25 protein-coding genes and 2 pseudogenes are annotated in these 22,984 nt (G+C 72.7%); 19 read left to right on the top strand and 8 right to left on the bottom strand.

The annotated features are described in order from the left end of the window. Window positions 1-18 precede the first annotated feature (18 nt). Window positions 19-1,998 (top strand): BCCT family transporter, encoded by a 1,980-nt coding sequence (locus QUE38_RS04765; RefSeq protein WP_286310463.1) that lies wholly within the window; start codon window positions 19-21, stop codon window positions 1,996-1,998. Window positions 1,999-2,161: 163 nt separating this feature from the next. Continuing rightward, a complete protein-coding gene (locus QUE38_RS04770) occupies window positions 2,162-4,270 on the top strand; it encodes a PhoX family protein (RefSeq protein WP_286310464.1) in 2,109 nt (702 codons plus the stop codon). Between the two features lie 73 nt (window positions 4,271-4,343). Here the strand turns inward: QUE38_RS04770 and cspE are convergent. After that, window positions 4,344-4,546 (bottom strand): annotated as a pseudogene (gene cspE, locus QUE38_RS04775) (transcription antiterminator/RNA stability regulator CspE). Between the two features lie 190 nt (window positions 4,547-4,736). Further along, a complete protein-coding gene (locus tag QUE38_RS04780) occupies window positions 4,737-5,864 on the bottom strand; it encodes a fatty acid desaturase family protein (RefSeq protein ID WP_433996966.1) in 1,128 nt (375 codons plus the stop codon). Window positions 5,865-5,966: 102 nt separating this feature from the next. Between QUE38_RS04780 and QUE38_RS04785 the strand changes: the two genes are divergently transcribed. Next, window positions 5,967-6,803 carry an NAD-dependent epimerase/dehydratase family protein gene (locus QUE38_RS04785; protein ID WP_286310465.1) on the top strand — a complete coding sequence of 279 codons (837 nt, stop codon included), beginning with the start codon at window positions 5,967-5,969 and terminating at the stop codon, window positions 6,801-6,803. A gap of 26 nt (window positions 6,804-6,829) precedes the next feature. Here QUE38_RS04785 and QUE38_RS04790 read toward each other — a convergent pair whose 3' ends face one another. Both QUE38_RS04790 and sigK read right to left on the bottom strand, forming a co-directional pair. Continuing rightward, the gene (locus tag QUE38_RS04790) at window positions 6,830-7,678 is read right to left on the bottom strand and encodes an anti-sigma factor (RefSeq protein WP_286310466.1); all 849 of its coding nucleotides are present in this window, start codon (window positions 7,676-7,678) and stop codon (window positions 6,830-6,832) included. After that, on the bottom strand, window positions 7,675-8,262 hold the full coding sequence (sigK, locus tag QUE38_RS04795; RefSeq protein WP_286311660.1) for an ECF RNA polymerase sigma factor SigK: 588 nt from the start codon (window positions 8,260-8,262) through the stop codon (window positions 7,675-7,677). The genes QUE38_RS04790 and sigK overlap by 4 nt, the downstream gene beginning before the upstream one ends. Window positions 8,263-8,375: 113 nt before the next feature. Here sigK and QUE38_RS04800 point away from each other — a divergent pair, with 113 nt between their 5' ends. Both QUE38_RS04800 and QUE38_RS04805 read left to right on the top strand, forming a co-directional pair. Further along, window positions 8,376-9,191, top strand: coding sequence for a sulfite exporter TauE/SafE family protein (locus QUE38_RS04800; RefSeq protein ID WP_286310467.1), 816 nt, complete (start codon window positions 8,376-8,378; stop codon window positions 9,189-9,191). Between the two features lie 102 nt (window positions 9,192-9,293). Then, window positions 9,294-9,851, top strand: coding sequence for a YceI family protein (locus QUE38_RS04805; RefSeq protein ID WP_433996944.1), 558 nt, complete (start codon window positions 9,294-9,296; stop codon window positions 9,849-9,851). Window positions 9,852-9,904: 53 nt separating this feature from the next. Here the strand turns inward: QUE38_RS04805 and QUE38_RS04810 are convergent, their stop codons facing one another. Beyond that, the gene (locus QUE38_RS04810; RefSeq protein WP_286310469.1) at window positions 9,905-10,330 is read right to left on the bottom strand and encodes a hypothetical protein; all 426 of its coding nucleotides are present in this window, start codon (window positions 10,328-10,330) and stop codon (window positions 9,905-9,907) included. A 100-nt stretch (window positions 10,331-10,430) separates the two neighbouring features. On the opposite strand from QUE38_RS04810, the gene QUE38_RS04815 reads away from it, so the two are divergent. From QUE38_RS04815 to QUE38_RS04825, 3 genes are all read left to right on the top strand, one after another. Continuing rightward, window positions 10,431-11,096, top strand: a complete 666-nt coding sequence (locus tag QUE38_RS04815; RefSeq protein ID WP_286310470.1) for an alpha/beta hydrolase family protein — start codon at window positions 10,431-10,433, stop codon at window positions 11,094-11,096. Between the two features lie 41 nt (window positions 11,097-11,137). Beyond that, a complete protein-coding gene (locus tag QUE38_RS04820) occupies window positions 11,138-11,599 on the top strand; it encodes an NUDIX domain-containing protein (protein WP_286310471.1) in 462 nt (153 codons plus the stop codon). Window positions 11,600-11,689: 90 nt separating this feature from the next. Further along, window positions 11,690-12,118 carry a VOC family protein gene (locus QUE38_RS04825; protein ID WP_286310472.1) on the top strand — a complete coding sequence of 143 codons (429 nt, stop codon included), beginning with the start codon at window positions 11,690-11,692 and terminating at the stop codon, window positions 12,116-12,118. Between the two features lie 45 nt (window positions 12,119-12,163). Here QUE38_RS04825 and QUE38_RS04830 read toward each other — a convergent pair whose 3' ends face one another. Then, window positions 12,164-13,123, bottom strand: coding sequence for an oxygenase MpaB family protein (locus tag QUE38_RS04830; protein WP_286310473.1), 960 nt, complete (start codon window positions 13,121-13,123; stop codon window positions 12,164-12,166). 199 nt (window positions 13,124-13,322) lie between these two features. On the opposite strand from QUE38_RS04830, the gene QUE38_RS04835 reads away from it, so the two are divergent. From QUE38_RS04835 to QUE38_RS04885, 11 genes and pseudogenes are all read left to right on the top strand, one after another. Further along, on the top strand, window positions 13,323-13,988 hold the full coding sequence (locus QUE38_RS04835; RefSeq protein WP_286310474.1) for a DUF4956 domain-containing protein: 666 nt from the start codon (window positions 13,323-13,325) through the stop codon (window positions 13,986-13,988). Further along, on the top strand, window positions 13,985-14,839 hold the full coding sequence (locus QUE38_RS04840; RefSeq protein WP_286310475.1) for a VTC domain-containing protein: 855 nt from the start codon (window positions 13,985-13,987) through the stop codon (window positions 14,837-14,839). The genes QUE38_RS04835 and QUE38_RS04840 overlap by 4 nt, the downstream gene beginning before the upstream one ends. Window positions 14,840-14,901: 62 nt before the next feature. Then, window positions 14,902-15,513, top strand: coding sequence for a histidine phosphatase family protein (locus QUE38_RS04845; RefSeq protein WP_286310476.1), 612 nt, complete (start codon window positions 14,902-14,904; stop codon window positions 15,511-15,513). 38 nt (window positions 15,514-15,551) lie between these two features. Beyond that, on the top strand, window positions 15,552-16,985 hold the full coding sequence (locus QUE38_RS04850) for a maltokinase N-terminal cap-like domain-containing protein (protein ID WP_286310477.1): 1,434 nt from the start codon (window positions 15,552-15,554) through the stop codon (window positions 16,983-16,985). A 153-nt stretch (window positions 16,986-17,138) separates the two neighbouring features. Next, on the top strand, window positions 17,139-17,615 hold the full coding sequence (locus tag QUE38_RS04855) for an aromatic ring-opening dioxygenase LigA (protein ID WP_286310478.1): 477 nt from the start codon (window positions 17,139-17,141) through the stop codon (window positions 17,613-17,615). 137 nt (window positions 17,616-17,752) lie between these two features. Beyond that, window positions 17,753-18,607, top strand: coding sequence for an SDR family oxidoreductase (locus QUE38_RS04860; protein ID WP_286310479.1), 855 nt, complete (start codon window positions 17,753-17,755; stop codon window positions 18,605-18,607). Between the two features lie 91 nt (window positions 18,608-18,698). Then, window positions 18,699-19,088 (top strand): annotated as a pseudogene (locus QUE38_RS04865) (YchJ family protein). Window positions 19,089-19,265: 177 nt separating this feature from the next. Beyond that, window positions 19,266-19,787: a peptide-methionine (R)-S-oxide reductase MsrB gene (gene msrB / locus QUE38_RS04870; protein ID WP_286310480.1), complete on the top strand. Its 522-nt coding sequence runs from the start codon at window positions 19,266-19,268 to the stop codon at window positions 19,785-19,787. Then, entirely contained in the window at window positions 19,784-20,338 is a 555-nt protein-coding gene (msrA, locus tag QUE38_RS04875) for a peptide-methionine (S)-S-oxide reductase MsrA (RefSeq protein ID WP_286310481.1), read from the top strand. The genes msrB and msrA overlap by 4 nt, the downstream gene beginning before the upstream one ends. Before the next feature lie 279 nt (window positions 20,339-20,617). Then, a complete protein-coding gene (locus QUE38_RS04880; RefSeq protein WP_286310482.1) occupies window positions 20,618-20,896 on the top strand; it encodes a hypothetical protein in 279 nt (92 codons plus the stop codon). Next, a complete protein-coding gene (locus QUE38_RS04885; RefSeq protein WP_286310483.1) occupies window positions 20,887-21,582 on the top strand; it encodes a transcriptional regulator TrmB in 696 nt (231 codons plus the stop codon). Before QUE38_RS04880 ends, QUE38_RS04885 begins: the two co-directional genes overlap by 10 nt. Before the next feature lie 11 nt (window positions 21,583-21,593). Here QUE38_RS04885 and QUE38_RS04890 read toward each other — a convergent pair whose 3' ends face one another. Both QUE38_RS04890 and QUE38_RS04895 read right to left on the bottom strand, forming a co-directional pair. Continuing rightward, window positions 21,594-22,607 (bottom strand): DUF1648 domain-containing protein, encoded by a 1,014-nt coding sequence (locus QUE38_RS04890; RefSeq protein ID WP_286310484.1) that lies wholly within the window; start codon window positions 22,605-22,607, stop codon window positions 21,594-21,596. Next, the gene (locus QUE38_RS04895; RefSeq protein ID WP_286310485.1) at window positions 22,604-22,954 is read right to left on the bottom strand and encodes a GntR family transcriptional regulator; all 351 of its coding nucleotides are present in this window, start codon (window positions 22,952-22,954) and stop codon (window positions 22,604-22,606) included. Before QUE38_RS04895 ends, QUE38_RS04890 begins: the two co-directional genes overlap by 4 nt. Between the last annotated feature and the right edge of the window lie 30 nt (window positions 22,955-22,984).

Below are 22,984 nucleotides of genomic sequence, written 5' to 3' on the forward strand. Positions count from 1 at the left end.
GACGACTGGGGGTCACCCATGACGACCGGAACACCCGAGACGAACGGCACGCCGGCACCGGAGCCGCCGCCGAGCACCGCGGCGACGCGAGCGCAATTCCTGCCGAAGACCACGATCGAGCGCTGGGTGTTCTGGCCCGCGGCCGGCGTGGTGCTCCTGTTCAGCGGGTTTGCCCTGCTGGCGCCGAACGCGGCCGAAGCGGCGTTCGGCGCGGTGCAGACGTCGATCGTCAACGCGTTCAACTGGTACTACGTGCTGATCGCCGCGTTCTTCGTCGTCTTCGCGCTGTTCGTGGGCTTCAGCCGCTTCGGCAGCATCCGCCTCGGCAAGGACACCGACAAGCCCGAGTTCTCGCTCGGCGCCTGGTTCTCGCTGCTGTTCGCGGCCGGCATGGGCATCGGCCTCGTGTTCTACGGGGCGAGCGAGCCGCTCAGCCACTTCGTGTCGCCGCGCCCGGGCGTGAGCGGCACCCCCGAGCAGCTGGCGCAGCAGGCCCTCAGCCAGACGTACCTGCACTGGGGCGTGCACGCGTGGGCCATCTACGTGGTGGTCGGCCTCGGCCTCGCCTACGCGATCCACCGCCGCGGGCGTCCGATCTCGATCCGCTGGACGCTCGAGCCGCTGCTCGGCAAGCGCGTGCGCGGCGCGTGGGGCAACGTCATCGACGTGGTCGCCCTCGCCGGCACGCTCTTCGGCGTCGCCACCTCGCTCGGCCTCGGCGTGCTGCAGATCAGCGCGGGCCTCGACTTCATCGGGCTGGTCGAGCCGACCGAGACCTCGCAGGTCGTCATCATCATGGTGATCACGGTGTTCGTGCTCGCATCCGTGCTCTCGGGCGTCACCAAGGGCATGAAGTGGCTCTCGTCGACCAACCTGATGCTCGCGGGGCTCCTCGTGCTCTACATGCTCACGTTCGGGCAGACCGAGTTCCTGCTGCGCGAGTTCGTGCAGTCGATCGGCGCGTACATCCAGAACTTCGTCGGCCTCTCGTTCAACGTGAGCGCCTTCCAGGGCGAAGCGGGCGAGGCCTGGCAGGCGAGCTGGACGTCGTTCTACTGGGGCTGGTGGATCTCGTGGGCGCCGTTCGTCGGCATCTTCATCGCGCGCATCTCGCGCGGGCGCACCGTGCGCGAGTTCGTCGCCGGCGTCATCATCGTGCCGACGCTCATCGGCATGCTGTGGTTCAGCGTGCTGGGCGGCTCGGCGCTGTACATCGAGCTGACCGACCCGGGCGCGCTGATCGGCCCGGAGGGCACGGTGAACGTCGAGGCGACGCTCTTCCACCTGCTCGACTTCTTCCCGGGCACGGCCTTCCTCACCGTCGGCGTGATCCTGCTGATCTCCATCTTCTTCATCACGTCGTCCGACTCCGGTGCGCTCGTCATGGGCATGATCGCGACCGGCGGCCAGATCAACCCGCGCAAGTGGGTGCGCACGTTCTTCACGCTCATCACCGCGCTCCTGGCGATCTCGCTGCTGCTGGCCGGCGGCCTGGTCGCCCTGCAGACCGCGGCGATCATCATCGCGCTGCCGTTCAGCGTGGTGATGCTGCTCATGTGCTGGTCGACGATCATCGCGTTCAGCCGCGAGCGGCGCGCGTACGAGCTGGCCAGGCGCGCCCAGTTCGTCGACCACATCGGCGAGTACTACGGACTCGAGGTGGAGGAACCGTTGGAGGCGGGAGCGATCGGCAGGGGCCCGAGATGGATGCGGCAGATCGGCCGCAGGCTCAAGCTGCGCACCGACCTGCCCACCGGGCAGATCCCCACCGGCGACCAGCCGCTGAAGCCGGTGTTCACGCACGTGGACGACGAGATCCCGCTGCGCCACGCGAGCAAGCGCGCGCTCGAGGCCGAGGAGACCGACTCGATCGGCGTGCCGACCGACGACGTCGACGAGGTGGTCGAGCACGACCCGCGGGCGCGCGGCGACGTCGAGGACGTGCCCGACCGCAGCGCCGACGACGACGGGCGCGACCCGCTGCGCGGGCGCGAGTAGCGAGGCATCCGCACCCCCACCCGCGTGTTCGGGCGCATGCGCCCGCATGCGTTCACGCAGGCTTCATTCCGCGTTCCCCGGCCCCACCGGTCCGCGCCATCCGGCGCCGCGATCGTGGCGTCGACTGCCCGTTGGCCGGGCACCGACGCGATGGGAGCGATCCATGACGATGACCGATGACCCGACCGACCAGGCCGGCGCCGAGGTGCCCGGCCCGGGCCGTCGCAGCCTGCTGACCCTGCTGCCCATGCAGGGCCACACGCGCGGCAAGCGCAGCGCGGTCACCTGCCACCTGAAGTGCGCCGACGCGTGCTCGCACCCCGCCCCGAACCTCTCGACGAACGGGTACTTCCGCGACGTCGTGAACTCGGCCTTCTCGCGCCGCGCCCTCCTCGCGGGCGCCGGTGCCGGCGCCGCGGCCGTCGTCATCGGCGGCGCTGCGGGCGGCGCGGCCGCTCCCGCCGCGGCCGCCCCCAGCGGGCCGGGCAAGCTTCCGTTCGTGCCGATCGCGCCGGTGCCGAACACCGTCGACGACGTGGTCGTGCCGAACGGCTACTCGTGGAAGACGATCATCCGCTGGGGCGACCCGCTGTTCTCGACGGCCGACACCTTCGACCCGAGCAACCAGACCGCCGAGCTCCAGGCCCGCCAGTTCGGCTACAACTGCGACTACCTCGACGTCATCGCCGAGCCGAACGGCACGCGCGGCGTGCTCGTGGCCAACCACGAGTACACCAACGAGAACATCATGTTCCCGCCGGCCGCCGACGAGGACGAGGCGAATACGCAGCGCCGGGTCGCGCTCGCCTCGCACGGCATGACCGTCGCCGACGTGACCCGCTCGGGCAAGGGCACGCCGTGGACGTACGTCGTCGGGGGCCCTCGCAACCGCCGCGTCACCCCCGAGACGGTCTTCGCCTTCACCGGGCCCGCCGCGGGCGACGTGCTGCTCCAGACCGTCGAGGACCCGACCGGCACCCGCGTGCGCGGCACGTTCAACAACTGCGCCGGCGGCACCACGCCGTGGGGCACCGTGCTCTCGGGCGAGGAGAACTTCAACCAGTACTTCAAGGCGGCCGGCACGCCCGAGCAGCAGCGGTACGGCATCGGCGGCTCGGGCGACTTCCGCGGCTGGGCGAACGTCGACCCGCGCTACGACGGCGTCGCGAACCCGGGCTACGCCAACGAGCCGAACCGCTTCGGCTGGATCGTCGAGATCGACCCCGAGGACCCGACGTCGATGCCCGTCAAGCACACCGCGCTCGGCCGCTTCAAGCACGAGGGCGCGAACGTGCACGTCGGGCGCGACGGCCACGTCGTGGCGTACATGGGCGACGACGAGCGCTTCGACTACCTCTACAAGTTCGTGTCGAAGCACACCATGCGCCCCGGCAACAGCGCCAAGGCCCGCGCGTTCAACAAGACGCTGCTCTCCGAGGGCGACCTGTTCGTCGCGCGCTTCGACGGCGACTCGTCGGCCGCCGAGATCACCGGCGACGGCACCCTGCCCTCGGACGGCGAGTTCGACGGTTCGGGCGTGTGGATCCCGCTCGTCGTCGACGGCGAGAGCACGGTCCCCGGCATGACCACCGCCGAGGTGCTCGTGCACACCCGCCTCGCGGGCGACGCGGTCGGCGCGACCAAGATGGACCGCCCCGAGGACGTCGAGCCGAACCCGGTCACGGGCCGCGTGTACATCGCCTGCACGAACAACACCAACCGCGGCATCGGCGACTACCCGAAGGCCGACGAGGCGAACCCGCGCACGCGCAACCGCTACGGGCACGTCATCGAGCTGACCGAGGCGGGCGGAGATGTCACGGCCACCACGTTCGGCTGGAGCATCCTGATCGTCGCGGGCGACCCGGCGACCGACCCGACGACCTACTTCGCGGGCTTCCCGCCGGCCAAGGTCTCGCCGATCTCCTGCCCCGACAACGTCGCGTTCGATGCCGACGGCACGCTGTGGATCTCGACCGACGGCCAGCCCGGCACGATCGGCCTGTGCGACGGGCTGTTCAAGGTGCCGCTGACCGGCGCCGAGCGCGGTCACGTGCAGCAGTTCCTCTCGGTGCCGCGCGAGGCCGAGACCTGCGGCCCGGTCATCCACGACCGCGACGGGTCGGTCTTCGTGGCCGTGCAGCACCCGGGCGAGGACGGCGACTGGTCGGACCAGCACTCGTTCTTCCCCGACTACGTCGCTCCCGGCACCCTGTCGGGCGGCAAGTGGGGCGGTCCGCGCCCCAGCGTGATCCAGGTCGTGCGCGACTAGGCACGACCCGGAGTACGCAGAAGGCGGCGGCGCGTGAAGCGCCGCCGCCTTCCGGCGTTCGTGGTGCGGGGTCCTAGAGGACCTGGATGTCCGCGGCCTGCGGGCCCTTCGGGCCCTGCGTCACCTCGAACTGCACCTTCTGGTTCTCCTCCAGGGTGCGGAAGCCCCCGAGTTGATGGCGCTGAAGTGCGCGAAGACGTCGGCGCTCCCGTCGTCGGGAGCGATGAAGCCGTAGCCCTTGTCGGCGTTGAACCACTTGACGGTTCCGGTAGCCATACTGTGTTTTCCTTCGTTGTACTCATTCGGCCCGCCGGTGCGGGCGCGAAGCGGGCGGCACGGGTGCCGTCCGCGTGCTCCCTGCGCCTCGTCTGGCGCCGGGAAGTTGCGGTGGATGGGGCGAGGCGACGGCGGGAGCGGTCGGACGCGGCATCCGGTCGTGGGTGGAGGTCGGGCGGACCCTCCTGGGTCAGACCCGTCGGAATCGATCGACCATGGGGCAATCGAAGGGATCGCGGGCGGCGAGGCCGACCCGGTTGAGGTAACGGACGACGATCCCGTACGAACGTACGAGCGTCGTCTCAGTGTAGGGCACGTCGGTGGTGCGGCAATGCTCCATGACGATCTCGCGCGCTCGAGCGAGGTGCGGGCGCGGCATGCTCGGGAACAGGTGGTGCTCGACCTGGTAGTTGAGGCCGCCCATCAGCGCGCTCGCCCACCAGCCGCCGGAGATGTTGCGCGAGGTGCGCACCTGCTTGCTGAAGAAGTCGAGCTTGGCGTCGCGCGGCACGATCGGCATGCCCTTGTGGTTGGGGGCGAACGACGCGCCCATGTAGATGCCGAACACCGCGAGCTGGACGCCGAGGAAGGCGAACGCCATGCCGAGCGGCAGGAACCAGAACACGACGCCGAGGTAGAGGGCGAAGCGGACGGCGATGAGGGTGAGCTCGAGCGCACGGCCCTCGACGCGCCGGCGGGCGAAGAGCGCGCGCAGTGAGATCGCGTGCAGGTTCAGGCCCTCGAGCGTGAGGAGCGGGAAGAACAGGTAGCCCTGGCGACGCGTGATCCAGGCGATGAGCCCGCGCTGCTTCGCCGCCGACTCCTCGGTGAACGAGATCGTGTCGAACTCGATGTCCGGGTCCTTGCCGACCCGGTTGGGGTTCGCGTGGTGGCGGCTGTGCTTGCTCATCCACCACTGGTAGCTCATGCCGACCACGAGCGTGGCCAGGAGCCGGCCGACCCGGTCGTTCGCGGGGCCGGACGTCATCACCTGGCGGTGGGCGGCCTCGTGGGCCAGGAACGCGAACTGCGTGAAGATGATGCCCAGCGCGCCGGCGATGAGCAGCTGGAACCAGCTGTCGCCGAGCAGCCAGAAGCCGAAGCCCGCGGCGACCAGGGCGACGACGAGACCGCCGAAGAGTGCGCCGTAGAACCACGGGGTGCGGGTCAGCAGGCCCGATTCCCGGATGACCTGGGACAGGGCGGAGTAGCTCTGAGTGATGTTCGGGGTGTTCGTCCGAGGAACCGTCCGGCGGATGCCGCCGACGGTGGGGGTGTCAACGATGATGTGATCCCAGCTGGTAGACCGACTTCCCAGCCGCGTGACACGGGCGACCACCCGCTTGTCGATGTTGGCGACGCTATGGTCGGGCGCTGGGAAGCCCCTGTGAGACACGCCGACCGGTGCGAGACTGTGACCATGAGAGTCGCAGTCACCGGAGGATCGGGCAAGCTCGGCCGCACCGTCGTGCGTGAGCTGACCGCAGCCGGACACCAGGTCGTCAACTTCGATCGCGTCGGCGAACGCGGGCCGGGCTTCGTGCAGCTCGACACCACCGACTACGGGCAGGTGGTCGACGCGCTCGGCGGGGTCGACCGCACCGAGCCGTTCGAGGCGCTCGTGCACCTCGCGGCGATCCCCGCGCCGGGCATGCTCACCGACGCCGCCACCTTCCGCAACAACATGCTGACCACGTTCAACCTGTTCTGGGCGGCGACGCGGCTCGGCATCCGCCGCATCGTCTACGCCTCGAGCGAGACCGTGCTGGGCCTGCCGTTCGACGTGCCGCCGCCGTACATCCCGGTCGACGAGGACTACCCGGCCCGCCCCGAGTCGGTCTACTCGATCGTGAAGGTGCTCGAGGAGCAGCTCGCGATCGAGCTCGTGCGCTGGCACCCCGACCTGTCGGTCACCGCGCTGCGGTTCTCGAACGTGATGGAGCCCGCCGACTACGCCGAGTTCCCGTCGTACGACGCCGACGCGATGACCCGCAAGTGGAACCTGTGGGGCTACATCGACGCGCGGGACGGCGCTCAGGCGATCGACCTCGCGCTGCGCAAGGCGCCGGTCGGCTTCGACCGCTACATCATCGCGGCCGCCGACACCGTGATGTCGCGGCCCAACGCCGAGCTCGTGGCCGAGGTGTTCCCCGACGTGCCCGTGCGGGGAGACCTGGGCGAGCACGACACGATGCTCTCGATCGACAAGGCGAGGCGGATGCTGGGCTACGCGCCCCGCCACTCCTGGCGCGACTGACGCAGGCCGACGTCGTCGGCCCGCGCTCAGGCGGTCGGGATCGCGATGATCGGGTCGGTCGTCGGCTGGTCGGAGCCTCCGGCCGGCTCGACGGTCACGCCGATCGTCGCGCCCGCGGGCGTGCCGTCGATGAGGTGCACCGTCACGCCGTCCGCCCCCGCGTCGAACAGGCCCGCCGCCTGGATGCCCGCTTCGGTGATGACCCACGCCTCGTAGGTCTCGTCGTCCCCGAGTGCGGGGAGCTCGTCGACGAGCAGCGCCGAGCGGTCCTGCTCGTCCGACCAGACGAGGGTCGCGGTGGCGCCGTCGTCGAGGCGCACCGACTGACGCTGCGCGTCGGGGGCCGCGCTGATCTCCGCGACGACCTGCTCGGGCGTCTCCTGCGTGCCCGCGAACCCGCCGCCGAGCGCGATGCCGCCGACGAGCAGCGCGGCCGCGGCGGCGGCGGATGCGGCGACGGCCGCCGCGCGCACGCCCCAGCGCCGGCGGGCGCGCTCGGTCGCGGGGCCGTCGGCAGGTGCCGGAGGGGCCTGCTCAGTGGTGTCCGTCTGCCGAGGGGCGTCCGTCGACTCAGGGGCATCCGCCTGCTGAGGGGCTACTGCCGGCTCGGGACCCGCTGCGACCGCGTCGGGCGCGACCTGCGGCGTCTGCGCGATGCGCGCGAGCAGCGCGTCCCGCATGGCGGGCGGCGGGGCGACGGGCTCCGCGGCCGCACCCAGCACCGCCGCGGCCTCGCCGTAGGCGGTCGCGCTGCGGTCCAGCCCGCGGTCGGCGGCGCGCGCGGCCTCGAGCGCGGCGCGCTCCTCGTCGTCGAGCGCGTCGAGCGCGCCCGCGGCGGCGAGCGCCTCGAGCTCTTCGCGATCGCGTTCGGTCATGTCGTCACCCCCAGGGCGTCCCTCAGTCGTCCCATCCCGTCGCGGATGCGGGTCTTCACGGTACCGAGCGGCACGTCGAGCCGCTCGGCGATCTCGCGTTGCGTCAACCCGCCGTAGTACGCGAGCTCGATCGACTCGCGCTGCGCGTCGGCCAGCCCGCCGAGTGCTCGGGCGACCCGTTCGTGCTCGAGTCGGATCTCCACGGATTCCGACGGGTCGGGCACGTCGGCGGCGAGCTCGCGGTGGCCGGCCGCGACGTCGCGGTCGCGCGCCGACTGCGCCGAGCGGATGCGGTCGACGGCCCGGCGGTGCGCGAGCGTGAGCATCCACGCCGCCGCCGCGCCCTTCGCGGGATCGAACCGCGGCGCCTGCTGCCACACCTCGAGGAACACCTCCTGCGCGACCTCCTCCGACTGCGCCGGGTCGACGAGCAGTCGCCGCACGAGCCCGAGCACGCGCGGCGCCATCGCGTCGTACAACGCGGCGAACGCCTCCTGGTCGCCCGAGCCCGCGCGGACCAGCAGCGCATCGGGCGTGATCGCCTGCGCGGGGGTCTCGGTCTCGGGTGCCACGAGCACCAGCATTGCAGGTGTCACGCCGCCTCCCCGGTTCATCGGTGGTTCGGAGCCGCGCGGCACGCGGATTGCCGGGGTCGACGGCCGCGCAGCACCGGCGCGGCGGCCGATAGCCTGTTCCGATGACGACTCCCCCGGCGACGCCCAGCGACGACCAGGCCCGCGGCGGCCGCTACTGGTTCTGGCTCGCGACGGTCGGCGTGATCGGCGGCGTGCTCTCCGGTGCGTTCGGCGTGGGCGGCGGCATCATCATGGTGCCACTGCTGATCTTCCTGACGGGCATGGACCAGCGACGGGCATCCGCCACCTCGCTCGCGGCGATCGTGCCGACCGCGGTCGCGGGTGCGGCGACGTACTTCGCCAACGGCCAGGTCGACGTGCTCGCCGCGCTGTTCGTCGCGGTGGGCGGCGTGGTCGGCTCGTACCTCGGCGCGATGCTGCTGCGGCGCATCAGCCTGACCTGGCTGCGCTGGATGTTCATCGCGGTCATGCTCATCGCGGCCGTGCGCCTGTTCCTCGTCGTGCCGATGCGCGGCGACGGCGTGCTGGAGATCGACGTCTGGACGGCGATCGCGCTGAGCGGGCTCGGCCTCGCGATGGGCATCGCCTCGGGCCTGTTCGGCGTCGGCGGGGGCATCATCGCGGTGCCCGGCCTCATGGCGCTGTTCGGCATGGGCGACCTCATCGCCAAGGGCACGAGCCTGCTCGTCATGATCCCGACGGCCATCAGCGGCACGGTCGCGAACTCGCGCGGCGGGCTCGTGAAGCTCTCCGAGGCAGCCGTCGTCGGCGTGGCCGCGACCGCGGCGTCGTTCGCGGGGGTGGCGCTGGCATTCTGGATGCCCCCTGCGCTCGCGTCGTACCTGTTCGCGGCGCTCATCGTGTTCGCCGCGGTGCAGCTCGCGATCCGCGCGGTGCGGGCGCAGCGGAAGGGCTGATCCGGGGCCGGCGGACGGGCCTGGCATCACCCTCGTGAACTCCGTCGAAACTCTTCTGCGCACACGGGAATGAATCAGAAGTCCATGCGATTGCATATGACCATGGACACGCAGATCGCAACCCACCCCCAGTTCCTCGCCGGCATGTGGAAGCTCGACCCCACGCACGCCGAGCTCTCGTTCTCGGTGCGTCACCTCGCCATCAGCAAGGTGCGCGGCTCGTTCGAGACCTTCGACGTCACGGTCGTGACCAGTGACGACCCGGCGGAGACCACCGTCGAGGCGACCATCGACATCGCCTCGGTCACCACCAACCAGAAGGACCGCGACGCGCACCTGCGCACCGGCGACTTCTTCATGGCCGACGAGTTCCCCACCGCCACCTTCCGCTCGACCCGCGTCGCGATCGACGGCGACGACTTCGTCATCGACGGCGACCTCACGCTGCGCGGCGTGACCAAGCCGATCACGCTGACCGGCGAGTTCGGCGGCGTCGCGAAGGACCCCTACGGCCAGACCAAGGCCGGCGCGACCGCCACCACCAAGATCAACCGCCACGACTTCGGCGTGAGCTGGAACGCCGCCCTCGAGACCGGCGGCGTCATGCTCGGCGACGAGGTCACCCTGACCGCCGAGCTGCAGGTCACGCTGCAGGCGTAGCCCGTTCCTCCTCGAGCGCTCGGCCCACCCGAGCGCTCACCCCGCTCGAGCGCTCAGTACCGCTCGAGTGCGGCGCTCGCCCCGGCGATCAGCACCCAGGCGAGCGCCGTGAGCACGATGACCGCGAGGGTCACGATGCCGAGCACGAGCCCGGCCGTGGCCCGGCCCCGCCCCGTGCCGCCCAGCTGGGCGGCACGGTGGCGGCCGACCGCACCGAGGATCACGGCGAGCAGCGCCGGCAGGAACGCGGCGAGCGCGGTGACGATCCCGATGACCGGGATCACCGTCCAGACGCCCGTGGCGAGCGCGACGACCCCGAGCACGAGCGCCGCGACGGCGATGCCGTTCGTGGACGGGCCGGGCGGCGCCGCCGCGCCGGACGTCGCCGGGTGCACGGTGGCGGCGGGTGCCGCGGCGTCGGGGATCGCCGTGGCGGGTGGTGCGGGCTCGTCGGGATGCGGGGGTTCGCGCTCACCCACCCGAGTATGCCCCTCGAACCCGGCGGCCGCATGTGCGGCCGCGTCGCCTGTGGGCGAATCGTCCCGGCGGGACGGCCGCGCGCGGTGGCACCATGGGGTCATGCCGCACGCCCCGGAGGACCTGACCCTCGACACCGGCGCCGCGGAGGTGCCCGCGATCTTCGCGACGCCCGACGACCCGTGGGCCACGCTCGTGATCGCGCACGGTGCGGGCGCCGGCATGGGGCATCCGTGGCTCGCCGGCTTCTCCGACGCCATGGTCGACGCGGGGCTCGCGACCCTGCGGTTCGACTTCCCGTACCGCGCGGCGGGGCGGAGGTTCCCCGACCGGCCGCCCGCCGCGATCGCGACCTGGCGCGCGGCGCTCGATGCGGCGCGCGCCCGCGCCGAGGGCACCCCGGTGTGGGCGTCGGGCAAGTCGTACGGCGGCCGCATGGCGTCGATGGCGGTGGCCGAGGGGGCGGATGCGGCCGGGCTGGTGTTCCTCGGCTATCCGCTGCATCCGCCCGGAAAGCCGGAGCAGCTGCGCGACGCGCACCTCTACGACCTCACGGTGCCCATGCTGTTCCTGCAGGGCACGAACGATCCGTTCGCCAAGCCCGTGGAGCAGCTCGAGGACGTCGTGCGCCGGATCGGACCGAACGCGGTGCTCGAGTGGATCGACGGCGGCGGCCACTCGTTCGAGGTCGCGGGCCGGAAGCGCACGCAGGCCGAGCTCGGGGCATCCGCTGCCCCCTCCGTCGCGGAGTTCCTGCGGCAGCACTGAGTTCGCGCGCGCCGATGCCGCCCTCGTGCTTGACTCCCGTCATGGGGGAGACCAGCGCGGGCATCCTGCTCTACCGCCGGCGGGCGGCCGGCATCGAGGTGTACATCGGCCACATGGGCGGCCCGTTCTGGCGCGGGAAGGATGCGGCGGCCTGGACGATCCCGAAGGGCACGTACACCGACGAGGCGCCGCTCGAGGCCGCGCTGCGGGAGTTCGCGGAGGAGATCGGCACGCCGGCCCCCGACGTGGCCTACCGTGAGCTCGGCCGCTTCCGCTACCCCTCCGGCAAGGTCGTGACGGTGTTCGCGGGCGAGGCGGAGTTCGATCCGGGCCCGGTGCGCAGCAACACATTCGAACTCGAGTGGCCACCGCGATCGGGGCGGATGCAGGCGGTGCCCGAGCTCGACGACGCGCGCTGGTTCGCGGTCGACGACGCCCGGGAGCGGCTCGTGCGCGGGCAGCGACCCGCGCTGGACGCACTCCTCGACCTCGCCGGGCCGTGATGCCCGCGAGGGGGTTGCCGGTGTCGGAGGCGAGGAGCAGGATCGCATCGGGAGCCGCGATCGCGGCGCCGCGATAGGAGGCACTGCGCCATGTCCATCCTCAACCCCTACCTGACCTTCGCCGGCAACGCCCGCGAGGCGATGGAGTACTACCACTCGGTCTTCGGCGGCGACCTCGCGATGAACACCTTCCGCGAGTTCCAGATGGAGGACCTCCCCGAGGACGAGCTCGACGGCATCATGCACGCCCAGCTGACCACGCCCACCGGCTTCACGCTCATGGGCTCGGACGCACCCACGGCGATGGGCGGCGCCACGCCGAACGGCAAGATCTCGCTGTCGGGCGGCGCCGACGAGGAGGAGCAGCTGCGCGGCTACTGGGCCGGGCTGGCCGAGGGCGGCACGATCGACATGCCGCTCGAGACGGCACCTTGGGGCGACGCGTTCGGGCAGGTCACCGACCGGTACGGCGTGGTCTGGTACGTGAACCTGGAGGGACCGGGCAACCTGGCCGGCTGAGCCCGGGCGTCTCGGCCGCCCGGCCGACCCTCGCGCGCTGCCGGCTCAGACCAGCGGGATGCCCTTCCGCACGCGCCGGTCGAGGTCGAGCAGCAGCAGGTTGAACGGGAACTCGCGCAGCGGCCGGGGCGAGAGCGCGACGATCGCGCTGCACACCGCGAGCACGCGGTCGAAGCGCCGCTGCCGGTCGTCGTTCCAGCTCCAGCGCATCTCGTCGCGGAACCGCTGTGGAAGGAACCCGGTCGCGAGCAGCAGCGCGAAGTCGTTGATCGGGTCGCGCACGAGCTTCGGCAGGTCGACCTTCACCACGAGGTCGTTCAGGTAGGTGCGCACCGCGTCGTCGATGTGCACGCGGTCGAGCGACTCGTTCCAGTACCGCTCGAACGCAGCCAGGTCCTCCGGCCACTGGTCGGGATGCACCTGCAGGGTCGTGCCGAGTACCGCGCCTGCGCGGTAGTGCGCCTCGGCGGTGACCTCGTCCATCGGCCCGATGAACTGGTGCCACACGTCGACGCCGCCCTTGTAGAGGCAGGCGGCGACCCAGAGCTGGAGGTCGCGGTCGAACGCGTTGTACTTCACCGGGCTCTCGAGGGTCGAGCGCACCTGGCGGTGCGACCCGTCGACCGCGCGCCGATACACGGCCTTCTGTGCGTCGGTGCCCCGGTAGGCCACGGCGAGGTACGTGAACGTGGTGCGGGCGCGCTTGACCGGATGCAGGTCGGCCCGGCCGCTCTCGACGCGGCTCTCGGCGACGCCGTGACCGACGCCCGGCCGCGCGAGCTGCATGATGACGTTCGCACGGCCCGCGAGCAGGCTGACCCACATGAGGGCGTCGGAGAAGTCGGGGTCGCGGCGCGCCCAGACGCGGCGCTGCCACGCGGGCCGGGAAGGCACCGGCATGAAGATGCTCGCGTCGCGCGCGGCGCCGACCACGGTCGCCGCCACCCGGCCGATCGCGGCCCCGGCCGTCTGCGCCACCCGCTGACGCTCCTGCTCCACCGTCATGCCGGCTCCCCTCGAGGCTCCCTCACCACGACTCCATGTTAACCGCGGTTCGCAGGTGACGGGAACCCCCTGCCCTCGTTCCGCCCTCGCCGCGAACGCGGAGGCGATGCATTCGCGCGACACAGACGGGGCATAGGAACCGCATAGGGCTCCGGGGCTGAATGGGACGCATCCCGCCCCACGAACCTCGGAGGCCCCCGTGCAACAGCTCCTCGCCATCGCGATCGACCTCGTCGCGATCACCGTCCTCGCCCTCGGCATCTACTTCCCACGCCACCGCCGGCGCGACCTCGTCGTCGCGTACATCGGCGTGAACGTCGGGGTGGTCGCGGTGTCGATGGTGCTCGGCTCGGCGGCGATCGGCGCCGGCCTCGGGCTCGGGCTGTTCGGCGTGCTCTCGATCATCCGGCTCCGCTCGCGCGAGATCGAGCAGCACGAGGTCGCGTACTACTTCGCCTCGCTCGCCCTCGGCCTCATCGCCGGCCTCGGCAGCTCGCTCGGGTGGGTCGCGGCCGCGCTGATGGGCCTCGTCATCGCCGCGATGTTCCTCGGCGACCACTCGCGCCTGCTGTCGCGGTACCGCCAGCAGACGGTCGTGCTCGATCGGGCGGTATCGGATGCCTCCGAGCTGCGCGCCGCCCTCGAGGACCTGCTCGGCGGGCGGGTGCACGGCGCCGACGTGAAGCGCCTCGACCTGGTCAACGACACCACCGTGGTCGACGTGCGGTACGAGGTCGGTCGTGCCGGGCGCGCGCCGGGGCGCGACGAGCGCGACCGCCGCACCGGCGGCACCGCGGACGCCGCCGGCGCCACCGATGCCGCATTCGACGGCGACCGGGCCGCGTTCGCCGAGGTGCGGTCATGACCGCCGCCGACGTGCGGACCCGCCCGGTTGCGACGGCCCTCCGCCCCATCTCGCTCGACGAGCTCAACGCCGCCGCCGCGCTGCAGACCCGCGTCGACCGCAAGTACGCCCTGCGTCGCGACGCGCTCGCCCCGGTGCTGGCCGGGCTCGACCGCGACGCGCGCGTGCTCGAGATCGACGGCGAGCGCCGCAGCCGCTACGAGTCGGTGTACTTCGACACCCCCGACCTGACGAGCTACATGCTCGCGGCGCGCGGGCGGCGACGCCGGTTCAAGGTGCGCACCCGCAGCTACGTCGACGTCGGCACGAGCTTCCTCGAGGTGAAGACGCGCGGCGGGCGCAGCGTCACCGTCAAGGACCGCATCGCCTACGACGATGCCGACACCACGGAGCTGACCGAGGAGGGCGCCGCCTACACCGCATCCGTCTTCGCCGAGGTCGGCATCGACGCACCGGGCCGCCCGCTCGAGCCCGTGCTCACCACCACGTACCGACGCACCACGCTGCTGCTCGCCGACGGCGCCTCCCGCGCGACCGTCGACGTCGATCTCGCCTGGATCGACCACGGCGACCACCAGCACTTCGCGCGTCGCCTCGAGCTGCCCGACCTGGTGATCGTCGAGACGAAGTCCGTCGGTGGCGCAGGTGAGCTCGACCGCCTGCTCTGGGCGAACGGGCACCGACCGACACCCGTCTCGAAGTTCGGCACCGGACTCGCCGCCCTGCGGCCCGCGCTCCCCCGCAACAAGTGGTCGCGCGTGCTGCGCCGCCACTTCGACCACGTTCCCGCCCGACCGACCCACGCACCCTCGAGGAGGACCCGTCGCCCGGCCTTCAGGATCGCCCGGTAGCGTCGTGCCGGGCGCAGCGTCGCTCCCGTCGCATCCGTATCGAAGGAAGAGGACCCGCCCGCATGACCCGCATCGTCTTCGTGCGCCACGGCGAGACCGAGTGGAACCGCGCCCGCCTGCTGCAGGGCCGCACCGACATCCCGCTGAACGACCACGGGCGCCGCCAGGCCGCGGCCGCCGCACAGCTGCTCGCCGACCGACCCGCCGAGGCCATCGTGACCTCGCCGCTCGGGCGCGCCGTCGAGACCGGACGCATCGTCGCCGAGCACGCGGGCCTCGAGCTGCTCGGCACCCACGACGACCTGGTCGAGCGCGACTTCGGCGAGGCCGAGGGCTGGCTGGTGCCCGAGGCACGCGAGCGCTGGGGCCACGAGTACCCGGGCGCCGAGCCGGATGCCGCGCTGGCGGCGCGCGGTCGTGCCGCGGTCGAGCACCTCGCAGCCCACCACGACGCGGTCATCGCGGTCGCGCACGGCACGTTCATCCGCGCCGCGGTCGATTCGGTGACGGATGGCGCCCTCGACCGCCTCGGCAACGGCGACGTCGTGCTGATCGAGCGCGTCGACGACGCGTGGCGGGTCGAGGTGCGCGCCAACCCGATCCCCGCGTCGCCCGAGGCCGACCCCGCCGAGGTCGCGGCGGTTCGAGCGGACGCATCGGCCCGCGTCGCCTGAGTGGACAACGTTCGGCCCCGACCAATAGCGTCGGCGGCATGGACGTGGGGGCGGGGGTTCCGGGGGCGCCGAACGACGCGCTCTCGGAGGAGACCCTGCGGCGGCTCGCCGCGTGGATCGCGAGCCGGCGCTGGTACGGCGGCACCGCGAGCGTGCCCCGGCTCCGCCCGATCGGATCGTACGAGCTGCCGACCGAGGCGCCGGGCGTCGCGGCGCACGCGCTGCTCGTCATGGACGACGCGCCGAGCCCGCCGGTGCTGTACCAGATTCCGGTCACGCTGCGCCGGACGCCCGCCGACATCGACCCCGAGCACCTCATCGGCGCGCTCGACGACGGCACGCTCGTCTACGACGGACCGTACGATCCCGTGTTCGCCCGCGCGCTGCTCGACCTCCTGCTCGGCCGCTCGGCGGCGCACGCCGACGGCGTCGAGGCGGTCGGCCGACCCGCGGTGACGGATGCCGCGGGGCGGGTCGACCCCGGGGCGCTCGCCACTCGCGTGCTCACGGGCGAGCAGTCGAACACGTCGATCATCTACGAGCCCGCCGAACCCGGCAGCGCGCGGCCGGTGATCTGCAAGGTCTACCGCCGGCTGCACCACGGCGAGAACCCGGATGTCACGCTGCCGACGGCACTCGCCGAGGCGGGCTCGCCGCACGTTCCCGCGAGCGTCGGGGCGCTCGTCGGCACGTGGGACGACGTGGGGCGTGACTCGGGGCGGGCCACGGGCCACATCGCGTTCGCGCAGGAGTTCCTGCCCGGAGTCGAGGATGCCTGGCGGGTCGCGCTGCTCGCGGCTGCGGCGGGCGAGTCGTTCGCGGCGCCGGCACGCGAGCTCGGCGTCGCGACCGCCGACGTGCACGCGAGCCTCGCGCTCGCGTTCGGCACGCGCCGGGCGAGCCGGGAGCACGACCTCGGCAGCGTCCACGCGTGGCACCGGCGGCTCACCACTGCACTGCGCGAGGTGCCCGCGATCACGCCCCACCGCGCGGCGATCGAGGCGGTCTACGCACGTGCCGAGGACGCGGCCTGGCCGCCCATGCAGCGCATCCACGGCGACCTGCACCTTGGCCAGGTGGTGGCCGCGCCCGGCCGGGCGTGGATGCTGCTCGACTTCGAGGGCGAGCCGCTGCGGCCGATGCACGAGCGCACGGGCGACGACCTCGCGCTGCGCGACGTGGCCGGCATGCTGCGCTCGTTCGACTACGTCACGGGATCGATCGCGCAGTCGCGAGGCGGCGCCCCCGACGACGACCTGCGCGAGTGGACGAGCGTGGCCCGGCGCGCGTTCCTCGACGGCTACGCGGAGGTCGCGGGCGCCGACCCCGCGGAGCAGCGCGACCTGCTGGCCGCACTCGAGCTCGACAAGGCCGTGTACGAGGCGATCTACGAGACCCGCACGCGCCCCGACTGGGTCGGCATCCCCCTCGCGGCGATCGCGCGACTGCTGGCCGGCGAGGCCGCAGGCTGAGGCGTTCTCGCCGTTTTGGAGGATCACTCCAAACGCGCGTGCCGTACGCGCCCTGATCGCGGCAGAATCTCACGAACACGTGCGATGGGTTGTGTGAATGGTTGTATGGTCAGACCACAGAGACACACCACACCAGAACAAGGGGACGAGCACATGACCACCACCCTCAGCCCGGTCCGCCGCACGACGGCCCGAGTCCTCAGCATCATCGCCATCGCGATCGGCGCCGTCTTCGTCACCGCGGGCGCGGTCGCCTGGTCGGCCGTCAGCACCCAGCTGGCCGACGAGCAGATCGTCGTCGCCGAGGACGCCGCCTTCCTCGGCGGGGAGCCGGTCGCCGGCCCGCTCACGGCGTACGCGCAGGCCGACATCATCAACCACCACGCCCTCGAGGCGAGCGGCGGCCTCACCTACGCCGAGCTCGACCGCGACGACCCGGTGCGCGCCACCATGATGAACGCCTCGTTCCTGCGGGCGTCGCTGTTCACCTCGGTCGTCTCGTTCGGCGTCGCGCTCTTCGCCGTCGGCACCGGCGTCGTGACCATCCTGCTCGGCAGCGCAGGCCTCCTGGTCACCCCGGCCCCCGCGAAGGTCGAGGAGGCGGAGGGCCGCGAGGCCGTCACCGCCTGACCCGCTCGGGACCCGCACCCGCGCACCCCGCCACGGCGCCCGCACCCACCCGGTGCGGGCGCCGTTTCTCGTGCCCGGGGAAGGGTCGCGGCCCTCCAGCGGTTGGGGTGGGAGACCCCCACGGAAGGATCCCCCGCATGACCATCCTCGTCACCGGTGCGAGCGGCAAGCTCGGCCCGCTCGTCATCGACGCCCTCCTCGCCCGCGGCGCCTCGCCCGACGACCTCGTCGCCGGCGCACGCACGCCCTCCGACGCGGACGCACTCGCGCAGCGGGGCATCCGCGTCGTGCGGTTCGACTACGCCGACCCCGACTCGCTTCGGCCCGCGCTCGAGGGGGTCGACGCGCTGCTGCTCGTCTCGGGCACGGAGTTCGGCGCCCGGGTCGCCCAGCACGGCAACGTCATCGCGGCGGCCGCGGAGGCCGGCGTCGGCAAGCTCGTGTACACGAGCGCGCCGCACGCCGACACGACGCCGCTCGTGCTCGCGGCCGACCACCGCGCGACCGAGGAGGCGATCGCCGCGTCGGACGTGCCCGCGGTGATCCTCCGCAACAACTGGTACTCGGAGAACTACCTGGGCGACCTCGCGATCGCCGCCGACACGGGCAGGGTGTTCGCGGCGGTCGGCGACGGCCGGGTCGCGAGCGCGCCGCGCGCCGACTACGCCGAGGCGGCCGCCGTCGTGCTGCTCGAGGACGGGCACGTGGGCGAGACCTACGAGCTCGCCGGCGACCACCCGTGGACGTTCGACGAGCTCGCGGCCGCGATCGCGGAGGTGCTCGGCCGGGACGTCGAGTACGCGCGCCTCACCGTCGACGAGCGCATCGCCGCGTTGCAGGAGGCAGGGCTGGACGAGGGCACGGCCGGGTTCGTCGCCGCGCTCGACGCCGGCATCCGCGACGGGGCGCTCGCCGACGCCGACGGCACGCTCGCGCGCCTGATCGGGCGCCCGACCACCCCGCTCGTGGAGACCCTGCGGCAGGCGGCCTGAGCCGCGGGCCGCGTCGGCGCGACCGGCGCGGCCGGCCGACGCCGGACGCACCCGGCCCGCGCATACTGGAACGGTGACCGCGAAGACCCCGCTGCCCGACGACGCCCGCTGCCCATGCCTCAGCGGCCTCACCTACGGCGAGTGCTGCGGCCCGCTGCACCGCGGCGAGCGCGTCGCCCCCACGGCGCTCGCCCTCATGCGATCGCGGTACTCCGCGTTCGCGGTGCACGACGGCGAGTACCTGTCGGCCACGTGGCATCCGCGCTCCCGACCCGACGTCATCGGCCTCGACCCGCGCGAGCGCTGGTACCGGCTCGACATCGACGAGACCGTCGGCGGCGGCCCGCTCGACTCGTAGGGCGTGGTCGAGTTCACCGCCTACCACCGCAGCGCGGACGAGCGGGGCAGCCTGCACGAGCGCAGCGGGTTCGTGCGCGAGCAGGGCCGCTGGTGGTACGTCGGGCGGGTGCAGCGCGGCTGAGTCAGGGGCATCCGCTCGCCTGCCGGCCCCGTGCCACCCGACCGCCCCGGCAACTCGCAGCCGGCTCCCAGCTTCGGCGGAACAGCCCCGCGCTCCCATCCGTTCTCCCTGATGTCGCCGAATCACCGGCGGGCACACGGCGTCGCAGCCGGCGGCGCCTGGAGAAGGAGGAACGAGATGTCCCCCGAGTACCGCAGCACCCCCGAGGCGCTCGCGCGCCTCACCCCGCTCCAGCGGAAGGTCACGCAGGAGGAGGGCACCGAGCCCGCCTTCCGCAACGAGTTCTGGAACCACCACGAGGACGGCATCTACGTCGACGTCGTGTCGGGCGAGCCGCTGTTCGCCTCCACCCACAAGTACGACAGCCGGTCGGGCTGGCCGAGCTTCACCCGGCCGATCCACGACGCGTCGGTGACCGAGAAGGTCGACCGGTCGTTCTTCATGAAGCGCGTCGAGGTGCGCTCGGCGGGCGCCGACAGCCACCTGGGGCACGTCTTCGACGACGGGCCGACGGATGCCGGCGGCCTGCGCTACTGCATCAACTCGGCCGCGCTCCGGTTCGTCCCGGTCGCCGGGCTCGAGGCCGAGGGCTACGGCGAGTACCGCACCCTGTTCGGGTCGCCCGATGACGACCGGTCGGCGCCCGCCGGGCACGCGGATGCGACCATTGAGATGTCCGAGAAGGAGGACGCATCATGACCACCACCCCCGCTCCCGGTGAGCTGACCACGATCCCCGGCGCCGAGACCGCAGTGCTCGCGGGCGGATGCTTCTGGGGCATGCAGGACCTGATCCGCCGGCGCCCGGGCGTGCTGTCGACCCGCGTCGGCTACTCCGGCGGCGAGGTCGACCACGCGACCTACCGCAACCACGGCGACCACGCCGAGGCGATCGAGATCGTGTTCGACCCCACCCGCACCTCGTATCGCGAGCTGCTGGAGTTCTTCTTCCAGATCCACGACCCGACGACGAAGAACCGCCAGGGCAACGACCTCGGGCGCAGCTACCGGTCGGCGATCTACCCGACGTCGGCCGCGCAGCACGACACCGCGATCGACACGATCGAGGACGTCGACGCATCGGGCCTCTGGCCCGGGAAGGTCGTCACCGAGGTCGCCGACGCCGGCCCGTTCTGGGAGGCCGAGCCCGAGCACCAGGACTACCTGGAGCGGTACCCGAACGGGTACACCTGCCACTTCGCGCGGCCCGGATGGGTGCTGCCGAAGCGGGACGCGGCCGCCGCGTCGTAACGCCGGCAGGCAAGCCCGTGGCCGCCGTCCGGAGGTCTTCCTCGGGCGGCGGCCACGGGAGCCCCATCGCGAACCGACGGTGAAGCCTTCACTGCTCAGGCCGTTGGGGGGAACGGCCGATGGCGCAAGGGGCTCGTCGGGGGGAACGACCACCGGTTCGGCACAGGGCTTGCAGACAGGTTCGCACGCCCCGGCCCGGTAGGGTGTGGCGGAGACGCGCCATGGCCATGACCCGCCATGGCGTGACACGTCATCGACCGAGTGCGAGGAGGCCACCGGATGCTGGACGTCATCGGGCTGGACGCGTCGCACACGGCCGTCTACCGGGCGATCCTCGCCCAGCCGTCCGTGCGATTCGCGGACCTGTCGTCACAGCCCGACCTGGTGGGAATCGACCTGGCGCAGGTGGTCGACGCGCTCGAGCAGGGCGGACTGGTCGCGCGGCGCGCGACCGACCGTGACCTGCTCGTCGCCTCGCCGCCCTCCATCGCGCTGCGCCCCTGCTCCTCGAGCACGAGCGCGGGCTGTCCGCCGCGCACGAGACGCTCGTGCAGCTGAGCGAGATGTACCGTGCGAACACGGCGCGCACGAGCGATGCCGACGTGGTCGAGCGCGTGGTCGGCCGCACGGCGATCCGCCAGCGCGTGTCGCAGCTGCAGGCCGCCGCCGCGTCGTCGATCGACCTGTTCGTGCGCGACGACAGCATGCTCCGCGGGCCCGGCGAGAACGTCGAGGAGGCGCGGGCGCTGGCCCGCGGCGTGCGCTACCGCGTGCTCGTCGAGACGGCGGTGCTCGAACGCCTCGGCATCGTCGGCACCGCGCGCACGTCTGCGCGCATCGGCGAGGAGATCCGCGCGGCCGCCCACCTGCCCGCACGCCTCGTCGTGAGCGATCGCGCGAGCGCGCTGCTCTGGACCCCGCCGGACGACCCGGGCGAGGAGCCGACCGCGCTGGTGCTGCACGCGGGTGCCCTGCTCGACCTCGTCGTCGCGGCCTTCGAGCAGCACTGGCGGCTCGCGACCACCGTGACCAGCGAGGGCGAGCTGCGCTCGGGCGACGAGGCGTGCACCGACACCGACCTGCTGCGCCTGCTGCTGCTGGGGCTGACGGATGCCGCGGCGGCCACCGAGCTCGGCATCTCCCTGCGCACGGTGCAGCGTCGCATCGCCGCGCTCATGGACGTCGCGGGCGTCGGCACCCGCATCCAGCTCGGCGCCGAGGCCGTGCGTCGCGGCTGGGTCTGAGGCGCGCGCCCCTACCTGGCCCGCTGCAGCGCCGACAGCAGGCCCGCGGCCGTCGCCGCGTCGTCCACGGTCACCGTGAACACGCGCCCTCCCTCCCGATGCACCTGCAGCGCGGTGCCGCTGTGCAGCACGATGCCGAAGCGCCCGTCCGGCGCGAAGCGCAGGCCGATGCCGCCGAACTCGGCCATGGCGCGCACCTGCACGACCTCGGCGCGACGCACCTGCTCGATCGGCACGCGGAACCGGATGACCCCGAGCAGTGAGCGCGCGGTGAGGCCGGTGGCGTCGACTCGCACCCGGAACGCGAGCGTGACGGCGGCGAGCGCGAGCGCGCCGGCGGCGACCCAGAGGGCCCAGGTGGCCGAACTGCTCGTGACCCCGAGCACGACCGCGGCACCCGCGACGAGCACGACCGCGGCGATGATCGCGACCAGCGCGGGCGTCGCGACCGCGGTCGTACGCACCCAGACGGCGCGCTCGCCCGGCACGAGCTCGATGGGCTGCCCCGGCTCGACCTCCGCGGCGGGCGGCTCCGTCTTCGGCTGCACGAACCAGCCGACGACGCCGGCGACCGCGCCGGCCACGGCAGCGACCAGCATCGGCACGCCGATGCCCGAGGCATCCGCCCCGTCGTCGAGGCCCCGCTGCATGCCGACCGCCCAGGTCAGCGACACCGCGATGAGCGTAGAGAGGCCCAGCATGACCGCGCCGAGCAGCCGCGTGGTGGTGCCGAACCCGTCGGGAACGGCCTGCGGCACCGTGACTGCGGCGAGCAGCGCGGGCACGCCCAGGCCGATCGCGACGGTGAGCGCCGGGTAGGTCCACGCGGGGCCGAACCCGTCGGGCTCGCTGCCACTCCAGTGGGTCGCGACGGTCGCCGGCAGTTCGGGCAGCCAGGCGAACTGCAGCACGAGCGCGATGGCGACGAGCACTGCGGGGAGCACGATCGTCACGACGAGGAACCGGGTGCGGGCGCGGCGCATCGACTCCGTCGTCTCGGAGCGGGCCTGGCGGGGCGTGGTCATCGGAGGGACTCCTTCACGAGGGACGCGAGCGCGTCGGGGCTGAGGCCGAGCGCTCGGGCGCGCTCGGCGAGGCGGGCGATGTCGTCACGCAGCTCGGCGAGCCCGGCGACGGCGGGAGTGAGCACGGCACCGCGACCGCGACGCAGGTCGACGAGGCCCTCGTCGCGCAGGTCCTGGTAGGCGCGCAGCACGGTGTGCAGGTTGATGTCGAGGGAGTCGGCGACCTCGCGCGCGGCGGGGAGGCGGTCGCCCGCATGAGCGCGGCCGGCCGCGACCTCGGCGCGCACCGATGCGGCGACCTGCGCGAACAGGGGCACGTCGCTGCCGGGATCGATGCGGATGAGCATGCGTCCACGATACCAGATTGTTTGGGTATC

This window comes from Agromyces mangrovi, assembly GCF_030296695.1.
Lineage (GTDB): Bacteria > Actinomycetota > Actinomycetes > Actinomycetales > Microbacteriaceae > Agromyces > Agromyces mangrovi.